Origin of the sequence: Enterobacter cloacae complex sp. IR5401, from assembly GCF_049238425.1 — a bacterium.
In the GTDB taxonomy this organism is placed as follows: Bacteria; Pseudomonadota; Gammaproteobacteria; order Enterobacterales; family Enterobacteriaceae; genus Enterobacter; species Enterobacter hormaechei_C.
Window position 1 is genome coordinate 1 of the sequence record NZ_JBMKHN010000012.1, and the last position, 13,384, is coordinate 13,384.

Annotated in this window: 17 protein-coding genes and 2 pseudogenes; 11 read left to right on the forward strand and 8 right to left on the reverse strand. The window is 51.3% G+C overall.

What is annotated here, in order from left to right; all coding sequences use genetic code 11:
- The 6 genes and pseudogenes from ACOTX1_RS16710 to ACOTX1_RS16735 form a co-directional block, all read left to right on the forward strand.
- Positions 1-135: pseudogene (locus ACOTX1_RS16710) on the forward strand (integrase core domain-containing protein); the annotation flags it as partial.
- 47 nt (positions 136-182) lie between these two features.
- Positions 183-740 carry a recombinase family protein gene (locus tag ACOTX1_RS16715; RefSeq protein WP_023315850.1) on the forward strand — a complete coding sequence of 186 codons (558 nt, stop codon included), beginning with the start codon at positions 183-185 and terminating at the stop codon, positions 738-740.
- 202 nt (positions 741-942) lie between these two features.
- The gene (locus ACOTX1_RS16720; protein ID WP_023315851.1) at positions 943-2,940 is read left to right on the forward strand and encodes a BCCT family transporter; all 1,998 of its coding nucleotides are present in this window, start codon (positions 943-945) and stop codon (positions 2,938-2,940) included.
- 65 nt (positions 2,941-3,005) lie between these two features.
- Positions 3,006-4,304 (forward strand): DUF2254 domain-containing protein, encoded by a 1,299-nt coding sequence (locus ACOTX1_RS16725; protein ID WP_023315852.1) that lies wholly within the window; start codon positions 3,006-3,008, stop codon positions 4,302-4,304.
- 165 nt (positions 4,305-4,469) lie between these two features.
- Positions 4,470-4,640: pseudogene (locus ACOTX1_RS16730) on the forward strand (NADP-dependent isocitrate dehydrogenase); the annotation flags it as partial.
- Positions 4,641-4,715: 75 nt separating this feature from the next.
- A complete protein-coding gene (locus ACOTX1_RS16735; RefSeq protein ID WP_023315853.1) occupies positions 4,716-4,961 on the forward strand; it encodes a YmjA family protein in 246 nt (81 codons plus the stop codon).
- A 4-nt stretch (positions 4,962-4,965) separates the two neighbouring features.
- Here ACOTX1_RS16735 and ACOTX1_RS16740 read toward each other — a convergent pair whose 3' ends face one another.
- Positions 4,966-6,465 carry an EAL domain-containing protein gene (locus ACOTX1_RS16740; protein WP_023315854.1) on the reverse strand — a complete coding sequence of 500 codons (1,500 nt, stop codon included), beginning with the start codon at positions 6,463-6,465 and terminating at the stop codon, positions 4,966-4,968.
- A gap of 124 nt (positions 6,466-6,589) precedes the next feature.
- Positions 6,590-6,682 carry a stress response membrane protein YncL gene (yncL, locus tag ACOTX1_RS16745; RefSeq protein ID WP_071524166.1) on the reverse strand — a complete coding sequence of 31 codons (93 nt, stop codon included), beginning with the start codon at positions 6,680-6,682 and terminating at the stop codon, positions 6,590-6,592.
- A gap of 371 nt (positions 6,683-7,053) precedes the next feature.
- Between yncL and ACOTX1_RS16750 the strand changes: the two genes are divergently transcribed.
- Entirely contained in the window at positions 7,054-7,302 is a 249-nt protein-coding gene (locus ACOTX1_RS16750; RefSeq protein ID WP_003857896.1) for a GlsB/YeaQ/YmgE family stress response membrane protein, read from the forward strand.
- Positions 7,303-7,355: 53 nt separating this feature from the next.
- On the opposite strand, the gene yoaJ is transcribed toward ACOTX1_RS16750, so the two are convergent.
- Genes yoaJ through ACOTX1_RS16765 form a run of 3 tightly spaced genes read right to left on the reverse strand, consistent with a single transcriptional unit; the run spans position 7,356 to position 8,603 of the window.
- The gene (gene yoaJ / locus ACOTX1_RS16755; RefSeq protein WP_015570794.1) at positions 7,356-7,430 is read right to left on the reverse strand and encodes a protein YoaJ; all 75 of its coding nucleotides are present in this window, start codon (positions 7,428-7,430) and stop codon (positions 7,356-7,358) included.
- Positions 7,431-7,529, reverse strand: coding sequence for a YoaK family small membrane protein (locus ACOTX1_RS16760; protein WP_015570793.1), 99 nt, complete (start codon positions 7,527-7,529; stop codon positions 7,431-7,433).
- 45 nt (positions 7,530-7,574) lie between these two features.
- Positions 7,575-8,603 carry a sensor domain-containing diguanylate cyclase gene (locus ACOTX1_RS16765; RefSeq protein ID WP_023315855.1) on the reverse strand — a complete coding sequence of 343 codons (1,029 nt, stop codon included), beginning with the start codon at positions 8,601-8,603 and terminating at the stop codon, positions 7,575-7,577.
- Positions 8,604-8,915: 312 nt separating this feature from the next.
- On the opposite strand from ACOTX1_RS16765, the gene ACOTX1_RS16770 reads away from it, so the two are divergent.
- Both ACOTX1_RS16770 and ACOTX1_RS16775 read left to right on the forward strand, forming a co-directional pair.
- Entirely contained in the window at positions 8,916-9,170 is a 255-nt protein-coding gene (locus ACOTX1_RS16770) for a DUF333 domain-containing protein (RefSeq protein ID WP_023315857.1), read from the forward strand.
- A gap of 80 nt (positions 9,171-9,250) precedes the next feature.
- Complete coding sequence (locus ACOTX1_RS16775; RefSeq protein WP_022650810.1) at positions 9,251-9,556, forward strand: hypothetical protein; 306 nt, start codon at positions 9,251-9,253, stop codon at positions 9,554-9,556.
- Here the strand turns inward: ACOTX1_RS16775 and ACOTX1_RS16780 are convergent, their stop codons facing one another.
- The gene (locus ACOTX1_RS16780; protein ID WP_003857886.1) at positions 9,557-9,901 is read right to left on the reverse strand and encodes a DUF488 domain-containing protein; all 345 of its coding nucleotides are present in this window, start codon (positions 9,899-9,901) and stop codon (positions 9,557-9,559) included. It lies immediately after the preceding gene.
- A 150-nt stretch (positions 9,902-10,051) separates the two neighbouring features.
- Here ACOTX1_RS16780 and ACOTX1_RS16785 point away from each other — a divergent pair, with 150 nt between their 5' ends.
- Positions 10,052-10,759 carry a CTP synthase C-terminal region-related (seleno)protein gene (locus tag ACOTX1_RS16785; protein ID WP_022650811.1) on the forward strand — a complete coding sequence of 236 codons (708 nt, stop codon included), beginning with the start codon at positions 10,052-10,054 and terminating at the stop codon, positions 10,757-10,759.
- 31 nt (positions 10,760-10,790) lie between these two features.
- On the opposite strand, the gene ACOTX1_RS16790 is transcribed toward ACOTX1_RS16785, so the two are convergent.
- Complete coding sequence (locus tag ACOTX1_RS16790; protein WP_022650812.1) at positions 10,791-11,978, reverse strand: CynX/NimT family MFS transporter; 1,188 nt, start codon at positions 11,976-11,978, stop codon at positions 10,791-10,793.
- 99 nt (positions 11,979-12,077) lie between these two features.
- Here ACOTX1_RS16790 and ACOTX1_RS16795 point away from each other — a divergent pair, with 99 nt between their 5' ends.
- Positions 12,078-12,869 (forward strand): AraC family transcriptional regulator, encoded by a 792-nt coding sequence (locus ACOTX1_RS16795; protein WP_022650813.1) that lies wholly within the window; start codon positions 12,078-12,080, stop codon positions 12,867-12,869.
- Here ACOTX1_RS16795 and ACOTX1_RS16800 read toward each other — a convergent pair.
- Positions 12,853-13,299: a DUF441 domain-containing protein gene (locus ACOTX1_RS16800; RefSeq protein WP_003857881.1), complete on the reverse strand. Its 447-nt coding sequence runs from the start codon at positions 13,297-13,299 to the stop codon at positions 12,853-12,855. The two genes, ACOTX1_RS16795 and ACOTX1_RS16800, sit on opposite strands and share 17 nt — an antisense overlap.
- Positions 13,300-13,384: the final 85 nt, after the last annotated feature.

The following is a 13,384-nucleotide window of genomic DNA, read 5'->3' on the forward strand; positions in this document are numbered from 1 at the left end:
ACTTGCCGTGCACTGGATCAATGGGCCTTTGAGCATGGTGTTGAGTTGCGCTTAATCCAGCCGGGCAAGCCAACGCAGAACGGATTTATTGAGAGCTTTAACGGACGTTTTATAGATTGCCCTGAGGGCACCTGGCCGATAACTTCACCTGATTTTTTTGCAGAATTCATTGGGTGAAAAATATGCAAATTGGCTATGTAAGGGTGTCAACAAATGACCAAAATACGGATCTTCAGCGACAAGCGCTCGAACGCGCAGGATGTGAGCAGATTTTCGAAGAAAAAATGAGCGGAACAGTGGCAAACCGGCCAGCACTCAAAAAACTTCTCAAGGCACTGAATGAGGGGGATACGCTGGTGGTTTGGAAGCTGGATCGCCTTGGGCGCAGCATGCGTAATCTGGTTCTGCTGGTGGACGAGCTCCGGCAGCGCGGTATCCACTTTAAGAGCCTCACTGACAGTATCGATACCTCCAGCCCGATGGGGCGCTTCATCTTTCATATCATGTCAGCCCTGGCGGAAATGGAGAGGGAGTTGATAGTGGAACGCACTCGGGCGGGTTTGGCGGTTGCGAGGGAAAAGGGGCGGATCGGCGGCAGGCGACCGAAGTTAACTGCTGAACAATGGGCGCAGGCCGGGCGGCTCATTTCAAATGGTGTTGAAAGAAAGCAGGTAGCAATAATTTATGACGTGGCAGTTTGCACGCTATATAAAAAATTTCCTGTATCTAAGCTGATTTAAGTCTTTCTACATGCCTCAGTCTTGTGACTTTCAAGAATTATGATGAGAGAGTATTACAGCAGATCAAATCGGAGAAAGCATACGAGAATATAACCGCAACATGACTTCTGATTATATGCCCCATTTACTGCTAGTTTTTGCTACTCTATGAGAGGCAATGCCTGTCATCTTAAGTGGATCTAAGTTAATGGAATGAATAATTATGAGTGAAAATGATACAATCCCAAAGCAGTCCAAAAGCCAGATTAACAAAGCGGTATTCTTTACATCTGCTTTGTTAATTTTCCTTCTTGTCGCCTTTGCCGCTGTATTTCCGGATATCGCCGACAAAAATTTTAAACTTCTACAGCAACAAATCTTCACGAATGCCAGCTGGTTCTACATCCTTGCGGTGGCCCTCATTTTACTGAGCGTCACCTTCCTGGGACTCTCACGCTACGGTGATATTAAGCTGGGCCCGGACCATGCGCAGCCTGATTTCAGCTATCACTCCTGGTTTGCGATGCTTTTTTCGGCAGGGATGGGGATCGGCCTGATGTTCTTTGGCGTTGCCGAACCTGTGATGCATTATCTTTCGCCTCCCGTCGGTACCCCAGAGACCGTTGCGGCAGCAAAGGAAGCCATGCGCCTGACGTTCTTCCACTGGGGTCTGCACGCATGGGCAATTTATGCCATCGTGGCGCTGATTCTGGCCTTTTTCAGTTACCGTCACGGTCTGCCTTTAACGCTGCGTTCTGCACTCTATCCCATTATCGGCGATCGCATTTACGGGCCTATAGGCCATGCGGTTGATATCTTCGCCGTGATAGGCACTGTCTTTGGCGTTGCGACATCGCTGGGTTACGGTGTATTGCAGGTGAATGCCGGTTTGAACCATCTTTTCGGCGTGCCCATCAATGAAACGGTACAGGTCATTCTGATCGTGGTCATCACGGGGTTAGCGACGATTTCGGTGGTGTCCGGCCTGGACAAGGGAATACGCATTCTTTCTGAGATCAACCTGGGCCTGGCGGTGCTGCTGCTGGCGCTGGTCCTGTGTCTGGGACCAACCGTGCTTCTGCTGAAGTCATTTGTAGAAAATACGGGCGGTTATCTTTCGGAACTGGTGAGTAAAACGTTCAACCTTTACGCGTATGAACCTAAGTCGAGCAACTGGCTGGGGGGCTGGACATTATTGTACTGGGGATGGTGGCTTTCATGGTCGCCGTTTGTGGGCATGTTCATCGCAAGGGTCTCTCGCGGTCGAACCATTCGAGAGTTTGTTACCGGCGTGCTGTTTGTTCCCGCTGGCTTTACACTCATGTGGATGACGGTGTTTGGTAACAGCGCAATCTATCTCATTATGAACCAGGGGGCGACTGACCTCGCCAATACCGTTCAGCAGGATGTCGCGCTGGCCCTGTTTAATTTCCTGGAGCATTTCCCATTCTCTTCCGTGCTGTCATTCATTGCAATGGCGATGGTCATCGTCTTCTTCGTAACGTCTGCTGACTCGGGGGCAATGGTTGTGGATACGCTGGCATCAGGTGGGGTGGCAAACACCCCTGTCTGGCAGCGTATCTTCTGGGCATCGCTCATGGGCATTGTAGCAATTGCACTTCTGATTGCGGGTGGGCTAAGCGCGCTGCAAACGGTGACAATAGCGAGTGCATTACCCTTCTCAGTGATCTTACTGGTATCCATATACGGACTGTTAAAAGCCCTGAGACGGGATTTGACGAAGCGTGAAAGCCTGAGCATGGCAACTATTGCGCCGACCGCTGCACGTAACCCCATTCCCTGGCAGAGAAGGTTGCGTAATATCGCTTATCTGCCTAAGCGTTCTCTTGTGAAACGCTTTATGGACGACGTTATCCAACCCGCCATGACGCTGGTTCAGGAAGAACTCAACAAGCAGGGAACGATTAGCCACATCAATGACGCTGCCGACGATCGTATTCGCCTTGAAGTCGATCTGGGTAACGAACTGAACTATATTTATGAAGTGAGGCTTCGCGGGTATAACTCGCCAACCTTCGCCCTGGCTGCGATGGATAATGATGAGCAGCAGGCTGAGCAACATCGATATTATCGCGCAGAAGTTTATCTCAAAGAAGGCGGTCAAAATTATGATGTGATGGGATGGAACCAGGAACAGTTGATTAATGACATACTCGACCAGTACGAAAAACATCTGCACTTCCTGCACCTGGTTCGTTAATATCCATATGCCACCCTGAGGGGTGGCATTTTATTTCTATCAGCCACTATACGAGGGAATGCAATATGATCTCACGCTGGCAATGGATTCTGAAGCAGATATTTAAAAAACTATGGTTCAGGGCAGGGTTATTCGCAATTGTAGCAATAATGACGGCCCTATTATCTATTCTTTTTAAATCAATGATCCCTGAGTCGGTATCAGTGAAGGTTGGCGCAGAAGCAGTGGATAACATTCTGAACATACTGGCATCGAGTATGTTAGCTGTTACCACATTTTCTCTGAGTATCATGGTCACAGCGTACGGATCAGCTACTACTAATGTAACGCCAAGAGCAACGCGTTTAGTTGTTGAAGACGTAACCACACAAAATGTACTGGCCACTTTCATCGGTTCCTTTCTCTTCAGTCTGGTTGGGATCATTGCCCTTAATATGGGAGCCTACGGAGAAAGGGGGAGAGTCATTTTATTCGTTGTCACACTGGTAGTGATTGCCTTAATCCTCATCACATTGCTTCGCTGGATACAGCATTTGACCTCTCTGGGAAGGGTTGGTGAGACGACAGCAAAGGTGGAACAGGCAGCAATCGAAACATTTGTTGAAAGAGCTAAAAGTCCATATCTGGGCGGATATCCATGGCTTGAGAACAATGAACAACCAAACGGAACGGTTGCAGTTTATCCGGAGATAATTGGCTATGTTGAGTATATTGATATGCTGAAACTCAGCAGGTTGCTAACTGAGGATCCTCGACATGTATATCTTGTAGCACAGCCAGGAAGCTTCATACACCCCTCGATGCCAGTTTTGTATCTGAGTAAGGGGCAAGGGCCATTAATCAGTAAAGATCTGCTTGATACAATCATCGTCTCAGATGTACGTTCATTTTCTCAGGATCCCCGATTCTGTCTTAGCGTTATGGCTGAAATAGCCTGCAGGGCCCTTTCACCGGCAGTGAACGATCCTGGCACCGCAATCGATGTCATTGGCAGAGGTGTACGAATACTATCCGCTTATGTGCAGAATAAATCTGATGAAACTGAAGTGACATATCCTTCAATACATGTTGCGCCACTTCAGAACAGGGAGCTACTGGAAGACTTTTTCTTACCTATTGCCCGTGATGGTGCCGGTATGAGTGAGATCCAAAGGAGAGTGCTTAAAGGGCTTTCAATGTTAGGAAGTAGTTGGCCACACGAGTTTGAAGATGCCGCACATATTTTGGCACGTGAAATTTTAGAGTATGTAAATCGTGCAGCTCACACCGATTCCGATAAGGCTCGGATTCAATTAGTCTATGAACGTTTATTTTCCAACATACAATCAAAAACTATCAATGTTAAAACTGGCAAGAAGAACTAATGGGTTTGGGATGCGTTTCATAATTGAGGATTGCCAAAAAAAGGTTATCAAAACCCAAACTTCATCGAAATTAATCAATGGGTTAGGTAAAGGTTTAAAATGCTTGACTAGCACTCCAGTTATGATGGATTCCTCTAAAAATCAATTAATTACTTTCGCCTTGTTGAAATACTGCTGCGTCATATGGAATGGTTCGAAGCCGCAGACCTGATCGTTAAGGGTATGGAAGGCGCGATTAACGCGAAAACCGTCACCTATGACTTTGAACGTCTGATGGAAGGCGCTAAACTGCTGAAATGCTCAGAGTTTGGCGACGCGATTATCGCGAACATGTAATCCACTCGCTGGGTTAAATGACAACGGGAGCCTGAGGGTTCCCGTTTTTTATGCACACAAGACGGAAACAACGCTATGACCCATGATATCCCGCTCAAGTATTATGATATCGTCGACGAGTATGCGACTGAAACGGCGAAACCGGTAGAAGAGGCAGAGCGTACGCCGCTGGCACACTATTTCCAGCTGCTGCTCACTCGCTTATACAACAATGAGGAAATCAGTGAAGAGGCGCAGCGGGAGATGGCTGTCCAGGCGGAGATAGACGAATCGCGCATTGACGATATTGCGAACTTCCTGAATCAGTGGGGCAATGAATAACGCATCATCGCGCTGAGTCTGCCAGCAGCCTGGCGAGGTCGTGCCGGGTTAGCGACTTTGAAAAGTACCAGCCTTGTACGAGGGCATCGGGGTATCTCTGCGCGATGAACTGAAATTGTGTTTCGCTTTCAACCCCTTCAAAAACCAGGGTTTTGTTCAGTTTAGCGAGCGCGTCGCTGAAGATCACCAGGATATCCTGTTTATAGTGCTCGCTGATGCCGTCCACTAACGACTTATCTACCTTGATTTCGTCATATTTGAGATTTGTGAGCCTGGCAAGATTAGAGTTTTGCACGCCAAAATCGTCTATTGAAATTTTGACGCCTGCCGATTTAAGCTCCTCACAAAACTCTTCAAGGATGGCCGAGGTGGAAACACCATTCTCGGATAACTCAACTTTGATTAACGATAAAGGAATCGCGTTCTCTGAGCATGCATGACGTAATACCGACAGGAATTTGCCGTCTTCAATTTCCGTCCGGCCAACGTTCAGTGAAATCATTAACTGATGTTCAGCGGCCAGCGCGGCAATTTCCGCCAGGGATTTCTTTATCATGTTCTGATAATAAACGTTATACAGGCCAATTTTTTTAATTAACGGGATAAACAGCTCAGGAGAAACCTCTTTGTGATTGTTATCCTGCCATCTTGATAACACTTCAACCCCAACGATTTTCTTATCAGCAACCCGAATAACAGGCTGAAAATGAACGCTGATGGTATTCGCTTTTACCGCTTTGACCAGCGTTCGTTCCAGAGAACGTCGGTCTTCATAAAGTCGAAGAGAAAACAGCGTCAGGGATACCCAGATAAAGTATAAAAACAAGCACAGAAGCACCATCACTACGTGGGAGAGCGAAGCCAGTCCGGCATCATGGTGTGTGACGGTAACGCACAAATCCCAGCGTGTACTGCACTCTGTCACAGCCAGCGTAAATAACAGAGACTGTAAGCGGCTGAAGTTTTCTGATGGCGGCGTAACGGTGAAAAAGGTGCGGCCGAAATCTTTAGTGGAAGAACGAAGCGAATAGTTGGCGGTAACGGGGGCAAATTTATCGTAGGCTGAACGGGAGGTGAAAATAATAAGGTGGTTATAAATTGTCGCATTACCGATAAAGAAATCTTTCTGCGAAAACTGCGCCAGACTGAATCCGTTCTGGGTTTTATGCAGCTCAGGGGGAAGGGCGATGGGATTTGCCAGCTTGCCCCAAAACGCGGTGCAGGTGATTTTCCCCTTTTCAATAAACCCCACATCGGCGAAATAGAGACTACGCATCTTTAATTTTCGGTAGACGTTCAGACTGGCGCTATCGCATCCCTGCACGGTGGTATTTTTAAGCGTACTGGCGATATTTTGTGTTAACTCTTCGGAATAGCTTAAGAGCGTGTGGGAGATCTCCCTCTGCCGGTTCTTTTGCTGCTCAACGATAATGGCGTTAACCGCATACAGCGACAGGACGACCATTAGGGTTGAGATGATAGCAACGGCAATGGCCTTCTTCATTTTCCTGCTGTCCCGCCACGTCCTGAGGTGCAGGGATCTTATCACAGGTCATAAAAGCTACAAGTATGAGAGTTGAGCCGGCACGGAATCGGAAGGAAATCCACCCTGCCAGGCTCCTTTCAACTCAGAACCACTCAAACCGTGTTGAGAGCAGTAACAGTAGCGTACTGGCAGAAACAAGATTAAGGCAGATGACGAACTTGCTCGATACGTTCATGTTATCAACGCTTTTTGGTTATTCAGAAGCCACAGAGAATAGCGTTTCACCTCCACAGAAAAAACGCCAGATTTTGGTGGGTTGAGGCAAAAAAAAAGCCCACTAAAAAGTGGGCAAGAAATACTGGAAGCAATGTGAGCAATGTCGTACTGAATACCTGAGTTATTTGCTCAACTATTCAGTAATGAGAAAGATAATCTTTCTCAGTAGAAGATGCAACCCCAGGATGAGTGTGGATCGACATTTTTTACTGCTCATATTTTACTCAAACGAGCCGTGTGATTCTTATCACAAATTTCCTTTCTCAGATCCTGTGCTATCCTTTTCTGTGTCGTTGATTTAATGACAAAAACCATACAGAGAGGAAAGCTATGGGAATTTTATCCTGGATTATCTTTGGGCTGATTGCGGGGATCCTGGCGAAGTGGATTATGCCGGGCAAAGATGGCGGCGGTTTCATCGTCACGATCATTCTGGGGATTGTGGGTGCAGTCGTCGGCGGCTGGATCAGTACCCTGTTCGGCTTTGGCAGAGTTGATGGCTTCAACTTCGGCAGCTTTGTCGTCGCGGTGATTGGCGCGCTGGTTGTTCTGTTTATCTACAGAAAAATCAAAAGCTAAATCTGACCTGTGTTAAAAAAGGCTGCCTGACGGCGGCCTTTTTACTTTGGGCGTTACCACCAGCCTAACTGCGTACCGGCGACGGCCACGATGGCGACAATCAGCATGATGATGGTCGTTTTTCTCATTTATGCCCCCGGCGCGGCGTAACCGCCAAGGAAAAACCAGCCTAAAAACACCACCGCTGTGATAAAAATAACCACCGGAAAGAGGATCCCTATTCTCATGCCATCACCTGTTTGAGTTTGTATAAGGCCGTAGAGTGTACGGTTTTAATCTAACGCGACAAAGCCTGTTTTGCTTTTTCCTTTTTTATCCTGATACATCGCGAGGTCCGCGGTGCGCAGGGCGCTATCTTCATCCGTGCTGTGAGGATCAACAATAACGACGCCAAGGCTTGCACCGGGATAAAGAATGGTGGCATTGCCTAACCCGTATTCGCCCGCAATAAGACCATTGAGGCGGGTTTTGATTGCGTTGATCTCTGTACTGGCGTCGCCATCATCGCTGTGACTCAGGCTGGCAACCAGAAATTCATCGCCGCCGAGCCGGCCAATAATCTCATCCTGCGTTTGCTCGTGAGTCAGTCGCTTGCCGACCTGTACGAGGAAGCGATCGCCCGCCTCATGCCCGTACTGGTCATTGATTCGCTTGAAATCATCGAGGTCAATAAAGGCAATCATGACGTTGCGGCTAAGATGGCGCGCCAGTGAGAACAGGGTGGTAAGGTTTTCAAAAATGGCGCGACGATTCGGCAGGCCGGTAAGGGCGTCGGTGTAAGAGTGGGCAATGAGCGCCGCATTTGCTTCGCGAAGCTGAAGCACAAGCGACTCTTTCTGAATGTACTGACCAATTAACCCGGCAAAGAGCCTGATCACCTGCTCGCCACGCTCGCTGAACTGTTTCTGTGCGGTGCTGGCAGCGCAAAGCGTGCCGTACAGAGAACCGTCAGCCAGGTGAACCGGCACGCTCATATAGGTTGTAATACCCAGTGCTTTTGCCGCTTCACACTCCGGCCAGCGGTCGGGCACCTCGTTACTGAACAAAGTGTCGCTATCCATGGCGCGCTTACAGAGCGTTTCGTCCCAGGGCACGCTGAACCCTTCCGGGATTTGCATTTGCTTGCTGTTACGGGCATATAAAATGTGCTGCAAACGCGCGTTAATATCGATTTTGGTCAGGTAGGTTGATTCCATATCCGTCACAATTTCCAGCATTTCCAGTAGCTGACGCACCAGACTGTCGAGAGATTGTTCAGTGGAGAGGGTTTCTGAAACACGGGCAAGAATGATATCTGACATGAGGCAGGTTGACTCCCATGCAGAAGACCTCTGTATCTGCATGTTATGCTGAAAATTTAGACTCCGGTCATAGTAAAACATGAACAGGATTAATTTTATAGATTCTTCTAAAAGCGGATGAGGGAGATGCTAAAAAAAAGCCCCGATGTTGAGATCGGGGCAAAACATCTTGATTACGGAATGATGTTCTCTGGTCAGTGTGAGAACAGGTATCACTATAAGGGGGAATCGTGCAGGTTTAATGGAGAAATCATGGAGAAAATGGCGATGACCCGTTACTCTGACGTTTTTACACCCTGAAGGATCATGATAATGAAATATCTTCTCCTGGCGCTTGTTGTACCGCTGGCCGCCTGCTCAACAAAGACCACCCCTTCTGATGCGCCTCAACCGCCGCACGCTATTGGTATGGCAAACCCGGCGTCAGTGTACTGTCTGGAGAAAGGGGGAGAGCAAATCCCTGTTCAAAGCCCGCAGGGTGTACGTACCGAGTGCAAATTACCAGGCGGGGAAGTGATCGATGAATGGGATCTCTACCGCCGCGATCACCCGCAACCAACCAGATGACAAGGGCAATAAAACTGCGATACACTTCTCTTTAGGATTATTCTTAGCCAGTTTCTGGCAGTACGTTTGCGAGAAGAAGTATGTTTCAGTTAAAACCGGGCAGCATGGCGATGATCGTGGGTGCGCGTACGGCGGCAGGCCGTCGAAATATCGGTAAATCCGTGGAGCTGTTTGGCCTTTGTCAGCCGGGCCAGCGTTTTGTAAACCCGGTTAACGGCGTCATGACGCAATTACCTGATACATCAGCACGTGCGCTGTGGCTGGTCACCGGTGATGTTTACGCCTTTGATAACCAGCACGGTTTTGCATTTGTTCGCCCGGAACATTTGATGCCGCTTACTCCCGACGAGATGCCACACAACGTGGATGAGCTGGCGATCGGTTAATCACAGTTTACGTAGCCAGTCCGCCAGTACCCGCGCGTGATTCTGCTCCCTGTTTTTCGCCCCGTAGAGTAGCGTCACGGTCTGCTGTCGGGCGAGGGCCGCCAGGCGTTTGCCTTCATCCTGATGCTGCGCCAGCTCTTTACGATAGGCTTCACTGAACGCAGTGAAATCTATCGTTTCACTGTGAAAAGCTTTTCGCAGTTCGCTGGACGGCGTTAGCGATTTACACCACTCATCACAGGCGAGGTCGGTCTTTTTTATTCCTCGCGGCCAGAGTCTGTCTACCAGCACCCGGTAACCATCGTCTGACGTTGCCTGTTCATATACGCGCTTACATTGAATCATCCGTTTTCCTCCTGCCGTGCGACGTTCGGCAAGAACACTATAGCACCCGGCTTTTATCCACCCAATTTAAGGTATTGTGATAATTGCAAAAGATCGGTAGTCTGAGGCTCCTTATGTTATCTGAAAATCCTCCGGCATAAGGAATCTCTCATGGAACTCTCCCCGGTTAAAACGACGCTGCGCATTGCGCTGGTTGGTGATTTCAATCCTGATGTTATTGCGCACCAGGCGATCCCGCTGGCGATTGACGACGCCGCTGCGGTTCTGGATCTCACCGCTGATTATGACTGGCTCGCCACGCCTGAGCTGACCAGCCCCGAAGACCTCGTCGGGTATGATGCCATCTGGCTGGTACCGGCAAGCCCGTATAAAAACACCGAGGCGGCGTTTATTGCGGCGCGTTACGCGCGTGAGAATAGCATCCCCTTTCTCGGCACCTGCGGCGGGTTCCAGCATGCGCTGATTGAGTATGCGCGTAATGTACTGGGCTGGCACGATGCAGGCCATGCCGAAACCGATACCGAGGGAAGGATGGTGATTGCGCCGCTGACCTGCTCGCTGGTAGAAAAAACCGACGCGATAGAGCTGCGGAATAACACGCTGATTGCCAAAGCGTATGGCAAGCCGGAAATTCAGGAGGGGTATCACTGCAATTACGGTGTCTCGTCTGAGTTTGCCAGCCAGCTTGAGCGGGGCGACATGCGCGTAACGGGCTGGGACGAGCAGGGCGAGATCCGCGCGGCAGAGCTGATAACCCATCCTTTCTTTGTCATCACCCTGTTCCAGCATGAGCGGGCTGCGCTTCAAGGGCGACCTGTCGTGCTGGTACAGGCCATGCTGCGGGCGGCGCAGGGATAAAAAAAGCAGACCGTCAGGTCTGCCTTGAATGTCAGCGGGGTGTGATCTCCCGGTCACGCCCGGCCAGCATGCCGCACAGGGCCATCACTACCGCAGCCAGCGCACAGGCCAGCAGCGGAATGCGCCAGTCTCCGGCGGTATCGTGAATTTTCCCCATCAGCGGTGGGCCACAGGCCGCCAGAAGATAGCCAATCGACTGTGCCATGCCGGAGAGCGCGGCGGCCTGATGTGCCGAGCTGGCCCGCAGTCCGATAAACGTCAGGCCGAGGATCATGGTGGCGCCGGATCCAAAGCCAAACACCAGCGTCCAGACGACGGCCAGCCCCGGCGCGAACCAGAACCCGGCCGCACTGACAGCGCACATCAGAGCGACAAGCCCGGCTATGCCACGCTGATCGTTAAGACGGTGCAGGATCAGCGGAATGGCGAGACCGGGAACAGCGGTTGCCAGCTGGAGAAGCCCGTGCATGGAGCCAGCCTGCGTTTCGCTGTAGCCGTGGCTAAGCAAAATCGCGGGTAACCAGCCGATAATGACATAGTAAATCAGCGAGTTAATGCCCAGAAAAAGCGTCACCTGCCAGGCGAGTGCCGAGCGCCAGATAGCCCGGTTGTGCAACGCGCCCGCGCCGGTCAGGGTGGCGGCCGGCCTCTGGCGCCATTGCGGTAACCACAGCAGCAGCGCCACCAGCGGGAAGAACATCAGCATCAACAGCGCTCCGTGCCAGCCACCACTCCCCAGCGACAGCGGGACGATCAGCGCCGACCCTGCGGCAGCGGCGGCCCCCATCGTCAGCGAATACGCCCCCGTGAGTTTTGCGACCTGGCCCGGAAAATCACGTTTGATTAAGCCAGGTAACAGGACATTGCCCAGCGCAATCCCACAGCCCACGATCGCCGTACCGATAAACAGCAGCGCGGCCGACGGCAGCGAACGTACGCCAATCCCGATGCAAATCAGCAGCAGAGCGATAAAAAGGCTGCGCTCCATGCCCAGGCGCCGGGCGACGCCTGCGGCAAGGGGAGAGATAAAGGCGAAGGCAAGCAGGGGCAGCGTTGTGAGCAGGCCGGTTTGCGCCGTGCTTAAGCCATAGTCCTGTCGGATGGTGTCGAGCAGGGGGGCGACACCGGTAAATGTGACGCGCAGCGTCGTGGCGATCATCAGGATGCCTGCAACCAGCAGTGCACCCTGTTTCCCGGAAGGTTGAATAGCAGTAGTCATTATTGTCTCTTACGTTCAGGCGAGCGCATACCATACCGATTTAAGTTGTGGTTGAAATCAGGCTAAAATGACAGTTTATCGCTAATATCGGACAACTTTATGTACGGACTGGGGCTCGACGGCTACGATCCCGATAGCCAGCACGACGCGGCGGTGGCCTTTCGCATCCGCGTGGTGGCACAGGAACAATTTATTCCGCTGCATCAGCACCGCAAAGGGCAGCTGATTATGGCGCTGGGTGGAGCGATCACCTGTGAAGTGGAGAGCGCGATGCTGATGGTGCCGCCCCAGTATGCGGTGTGGATCCCAGGACAAACGCCGCACAGCAACAAGGCGACGCCCGGCGCGCAGCTCTGCCTGCTGTTTATTGAACCCGGTGCGCTCGAATTGCCGACGCGTACCTGTACGCTGAAAATATCGCCCCTGGTGCGGGAGCTGGTGCTGGCGCTTGCGGACAGGTCACGGGAAGAGTTGCCTCTTCCCGCTACCGGAAGGCTGGTAGACGTCCTGTTTGATGAACTGCCCCTGCAACCGCAGGAGCATCTACAGCTGCCGGTATCTCCGCATCCAAAAATTCGCCTGATGAGTGAGACCATGGCAAACGAACCTGCCGCCTGGCAGACGCTGGCGCAGTGGGCAAGCCACTTTGCCATGAGCGAACGCAATCTGGCGCGGCTGGTGGTGAAAGAGACCGGCTTAAGCTTTCGCCGCTGGCGGCACCAGCTCCAGCTGATTGTCGCATTGCAGTTTTTGATCGGCGGGAAGTCGGTCCAGCAGGCGGCGCAGGCGCTGGGGTATGACTCCACCACCGCCTTCATCACCATGTTTAAGAAAGGACTGGGACAGACGCCGGCCCGCTATATCGCCAGCCTGACTACGACTTCCCGATAAACAGCGAAACCAGACCGGCAGCAATCAGTGGGCCAACCGGCACGCCACGAAACAGCGCCACGCCTAACACGGTGCCCACCAGCAGCCCGGCCACCAGCGAAGGCTGGCTGCTCATCAGCGTCACGCCGCGACCGCCAAGCCACGAGACAAAAACGCCCACCGCAATCGCCACCAACGATTTCCAGTTTACAAAAGAGTGCAGCAGCGTTGAGGCCGGTAGCGTTCCGCTGGCAATCGGGGCCATCACGCCGATGGTCAAAATAATGATCCCGATGGTAAGCCCCTGTTTTTCTATCCACGGGAAGAAGGTGTTCAACGGTGTGACGCGAACGATGATCAGGACCAGAATGGAAATCGCGACGGTGGTGTTGTGGCTGACAAAACCCAGTGCAGCCAGGGCCAGAAGTATGAGCAGTGTAGGGTCGAACATGACGGGATCCTTGCCAAAAATAGTAAGCCTGCTTACTTTACGCGCAAACGCGTCGGCAGGCAGGCTTTACTGAAAAAATTGTCTA

What these genes read in the sequence shown, in the direction of transcription:
- ACOTX1_RS16735 (WP_023315853.1), top strand. Translation starts at nt 4,716, where the DNA reads ATGACCCATGATATCCCGCTCAAGTATTATGATATCGTCGACGAGTAT.
- ACOTX1_RS16790 (WP_022650812.1), bottom strand. Translation starts at nt 11,978, where the DNA reads ATGACTACTGCTATTCAACCTTCCGGGAAACAGGGTGCACTGCTGGTT.
- ACOTX1_RS16765 (WP_023315855.1), bottom strand. Translation starts at nt 8,603, where the DNA reads ATGTCAGATATCATTCTTGCCCGTGTTTCAGAAACCCTCTCCACTGAA.
- ACOTX1_RS16775 (WP_022650810.1), top strand. Translation starts at nt 9,251, where the DNA reads ATGTTTCAGTTAAAACCGGGCAGCATGGCGATGATCGTGGGTGCGCGT.
- ACOTX1_RS16760 (WP_015570793.1), bottom strand. Translation starts at nt 7,529, where the DNA reads ATGAGAATAGGGATCCTCTTTCCGGTGGTTATTTTTATCACAGCGGTG.
- ACOTX1_RS16795 (WP_022650813.1), top strand. Translation starts at nt 12,078, where the DNA reads ATGTACGGACTGGGGCTCGACGGCTACGATCCCGATAGCCAGCACGAC.
- yncL (WP_071524166.1), bottom strand. Translation starts at nt 6,682, where the DNA reads ATGAACGTATCGAGCAAGTTCGTCATCTGCCTTAATCTTGTTTCTGCC.
- ACOTX1_RS16770 (WP_023315857.1), top strand. Translation starts at nt 8,916, where the DNA reads ATGAAATATCTTCTCCTGGCGCTTGTTGTACCGCTGGCCGCCTGCTCA.
- ACOTX1_RS16780 (WP_003857886.1), bottom strand. Translation starts at nt 9,901, where the DNA reads ATGATTCAATGTAAGCGCGTATATGAACAGGCAACGTCAGACGATGGT.
- ACOTX1_RS16750 (WP_003857896.1), top strand. Translation starts at nt 7,054, where the DNA reads ATGGGAATTTTATCCTGGATTATCTTTGGGCTGATTGCGGGGATCCTG.
- ACOTX1_RS16785 (WP_022650811.1), top strand. Translation starts at nt 10,052, where the DNA reads ATGGAACTCTCCCCGGTTAAAACGACGCTGCGCATTGCGCTGGTTGGT.
- ACOTX1_RS16715 (WP_023315850.1), top strand. Translation starts at nt 183, where the DNA reads ATGCAAATTGGCTATGTAAGGGTGTCAACAAATGACCAAAATACGGAT.
- ACOTX1_RS16725 (WP_023315852.1), top strand. Translation starts at nt 3,006, where the DNA reads ATGATCTCACGCTGGCAATGGATTCTGAAGCAGATATTTAAAAAACTA.
- ACOTX1_RS16740 (WP_023315854.1), bottom strand. Translation starts at nt 6,465, where the DNA reads ATGAAGAAGGCCATTGCCGTTGCTATCATCTCAACCCTAATGGTCGTC.
- ACOTX1_RS16720 (WP_023315851.1), top strand. Translation starts at nt 943, where the DNA reads ATGAGTGAAAATGATACAATCCCAAAGCAGTCCAAAAGCCAGATTAAC.
- ACOTX1_RS16800 (WP_003857881.1), bottom strand. Translation starts at nt 13,299, where the DNA reads ATGTTCGACCCTACACTGCTCATACTTCTGGCCCTGGCTGCACTGGGT.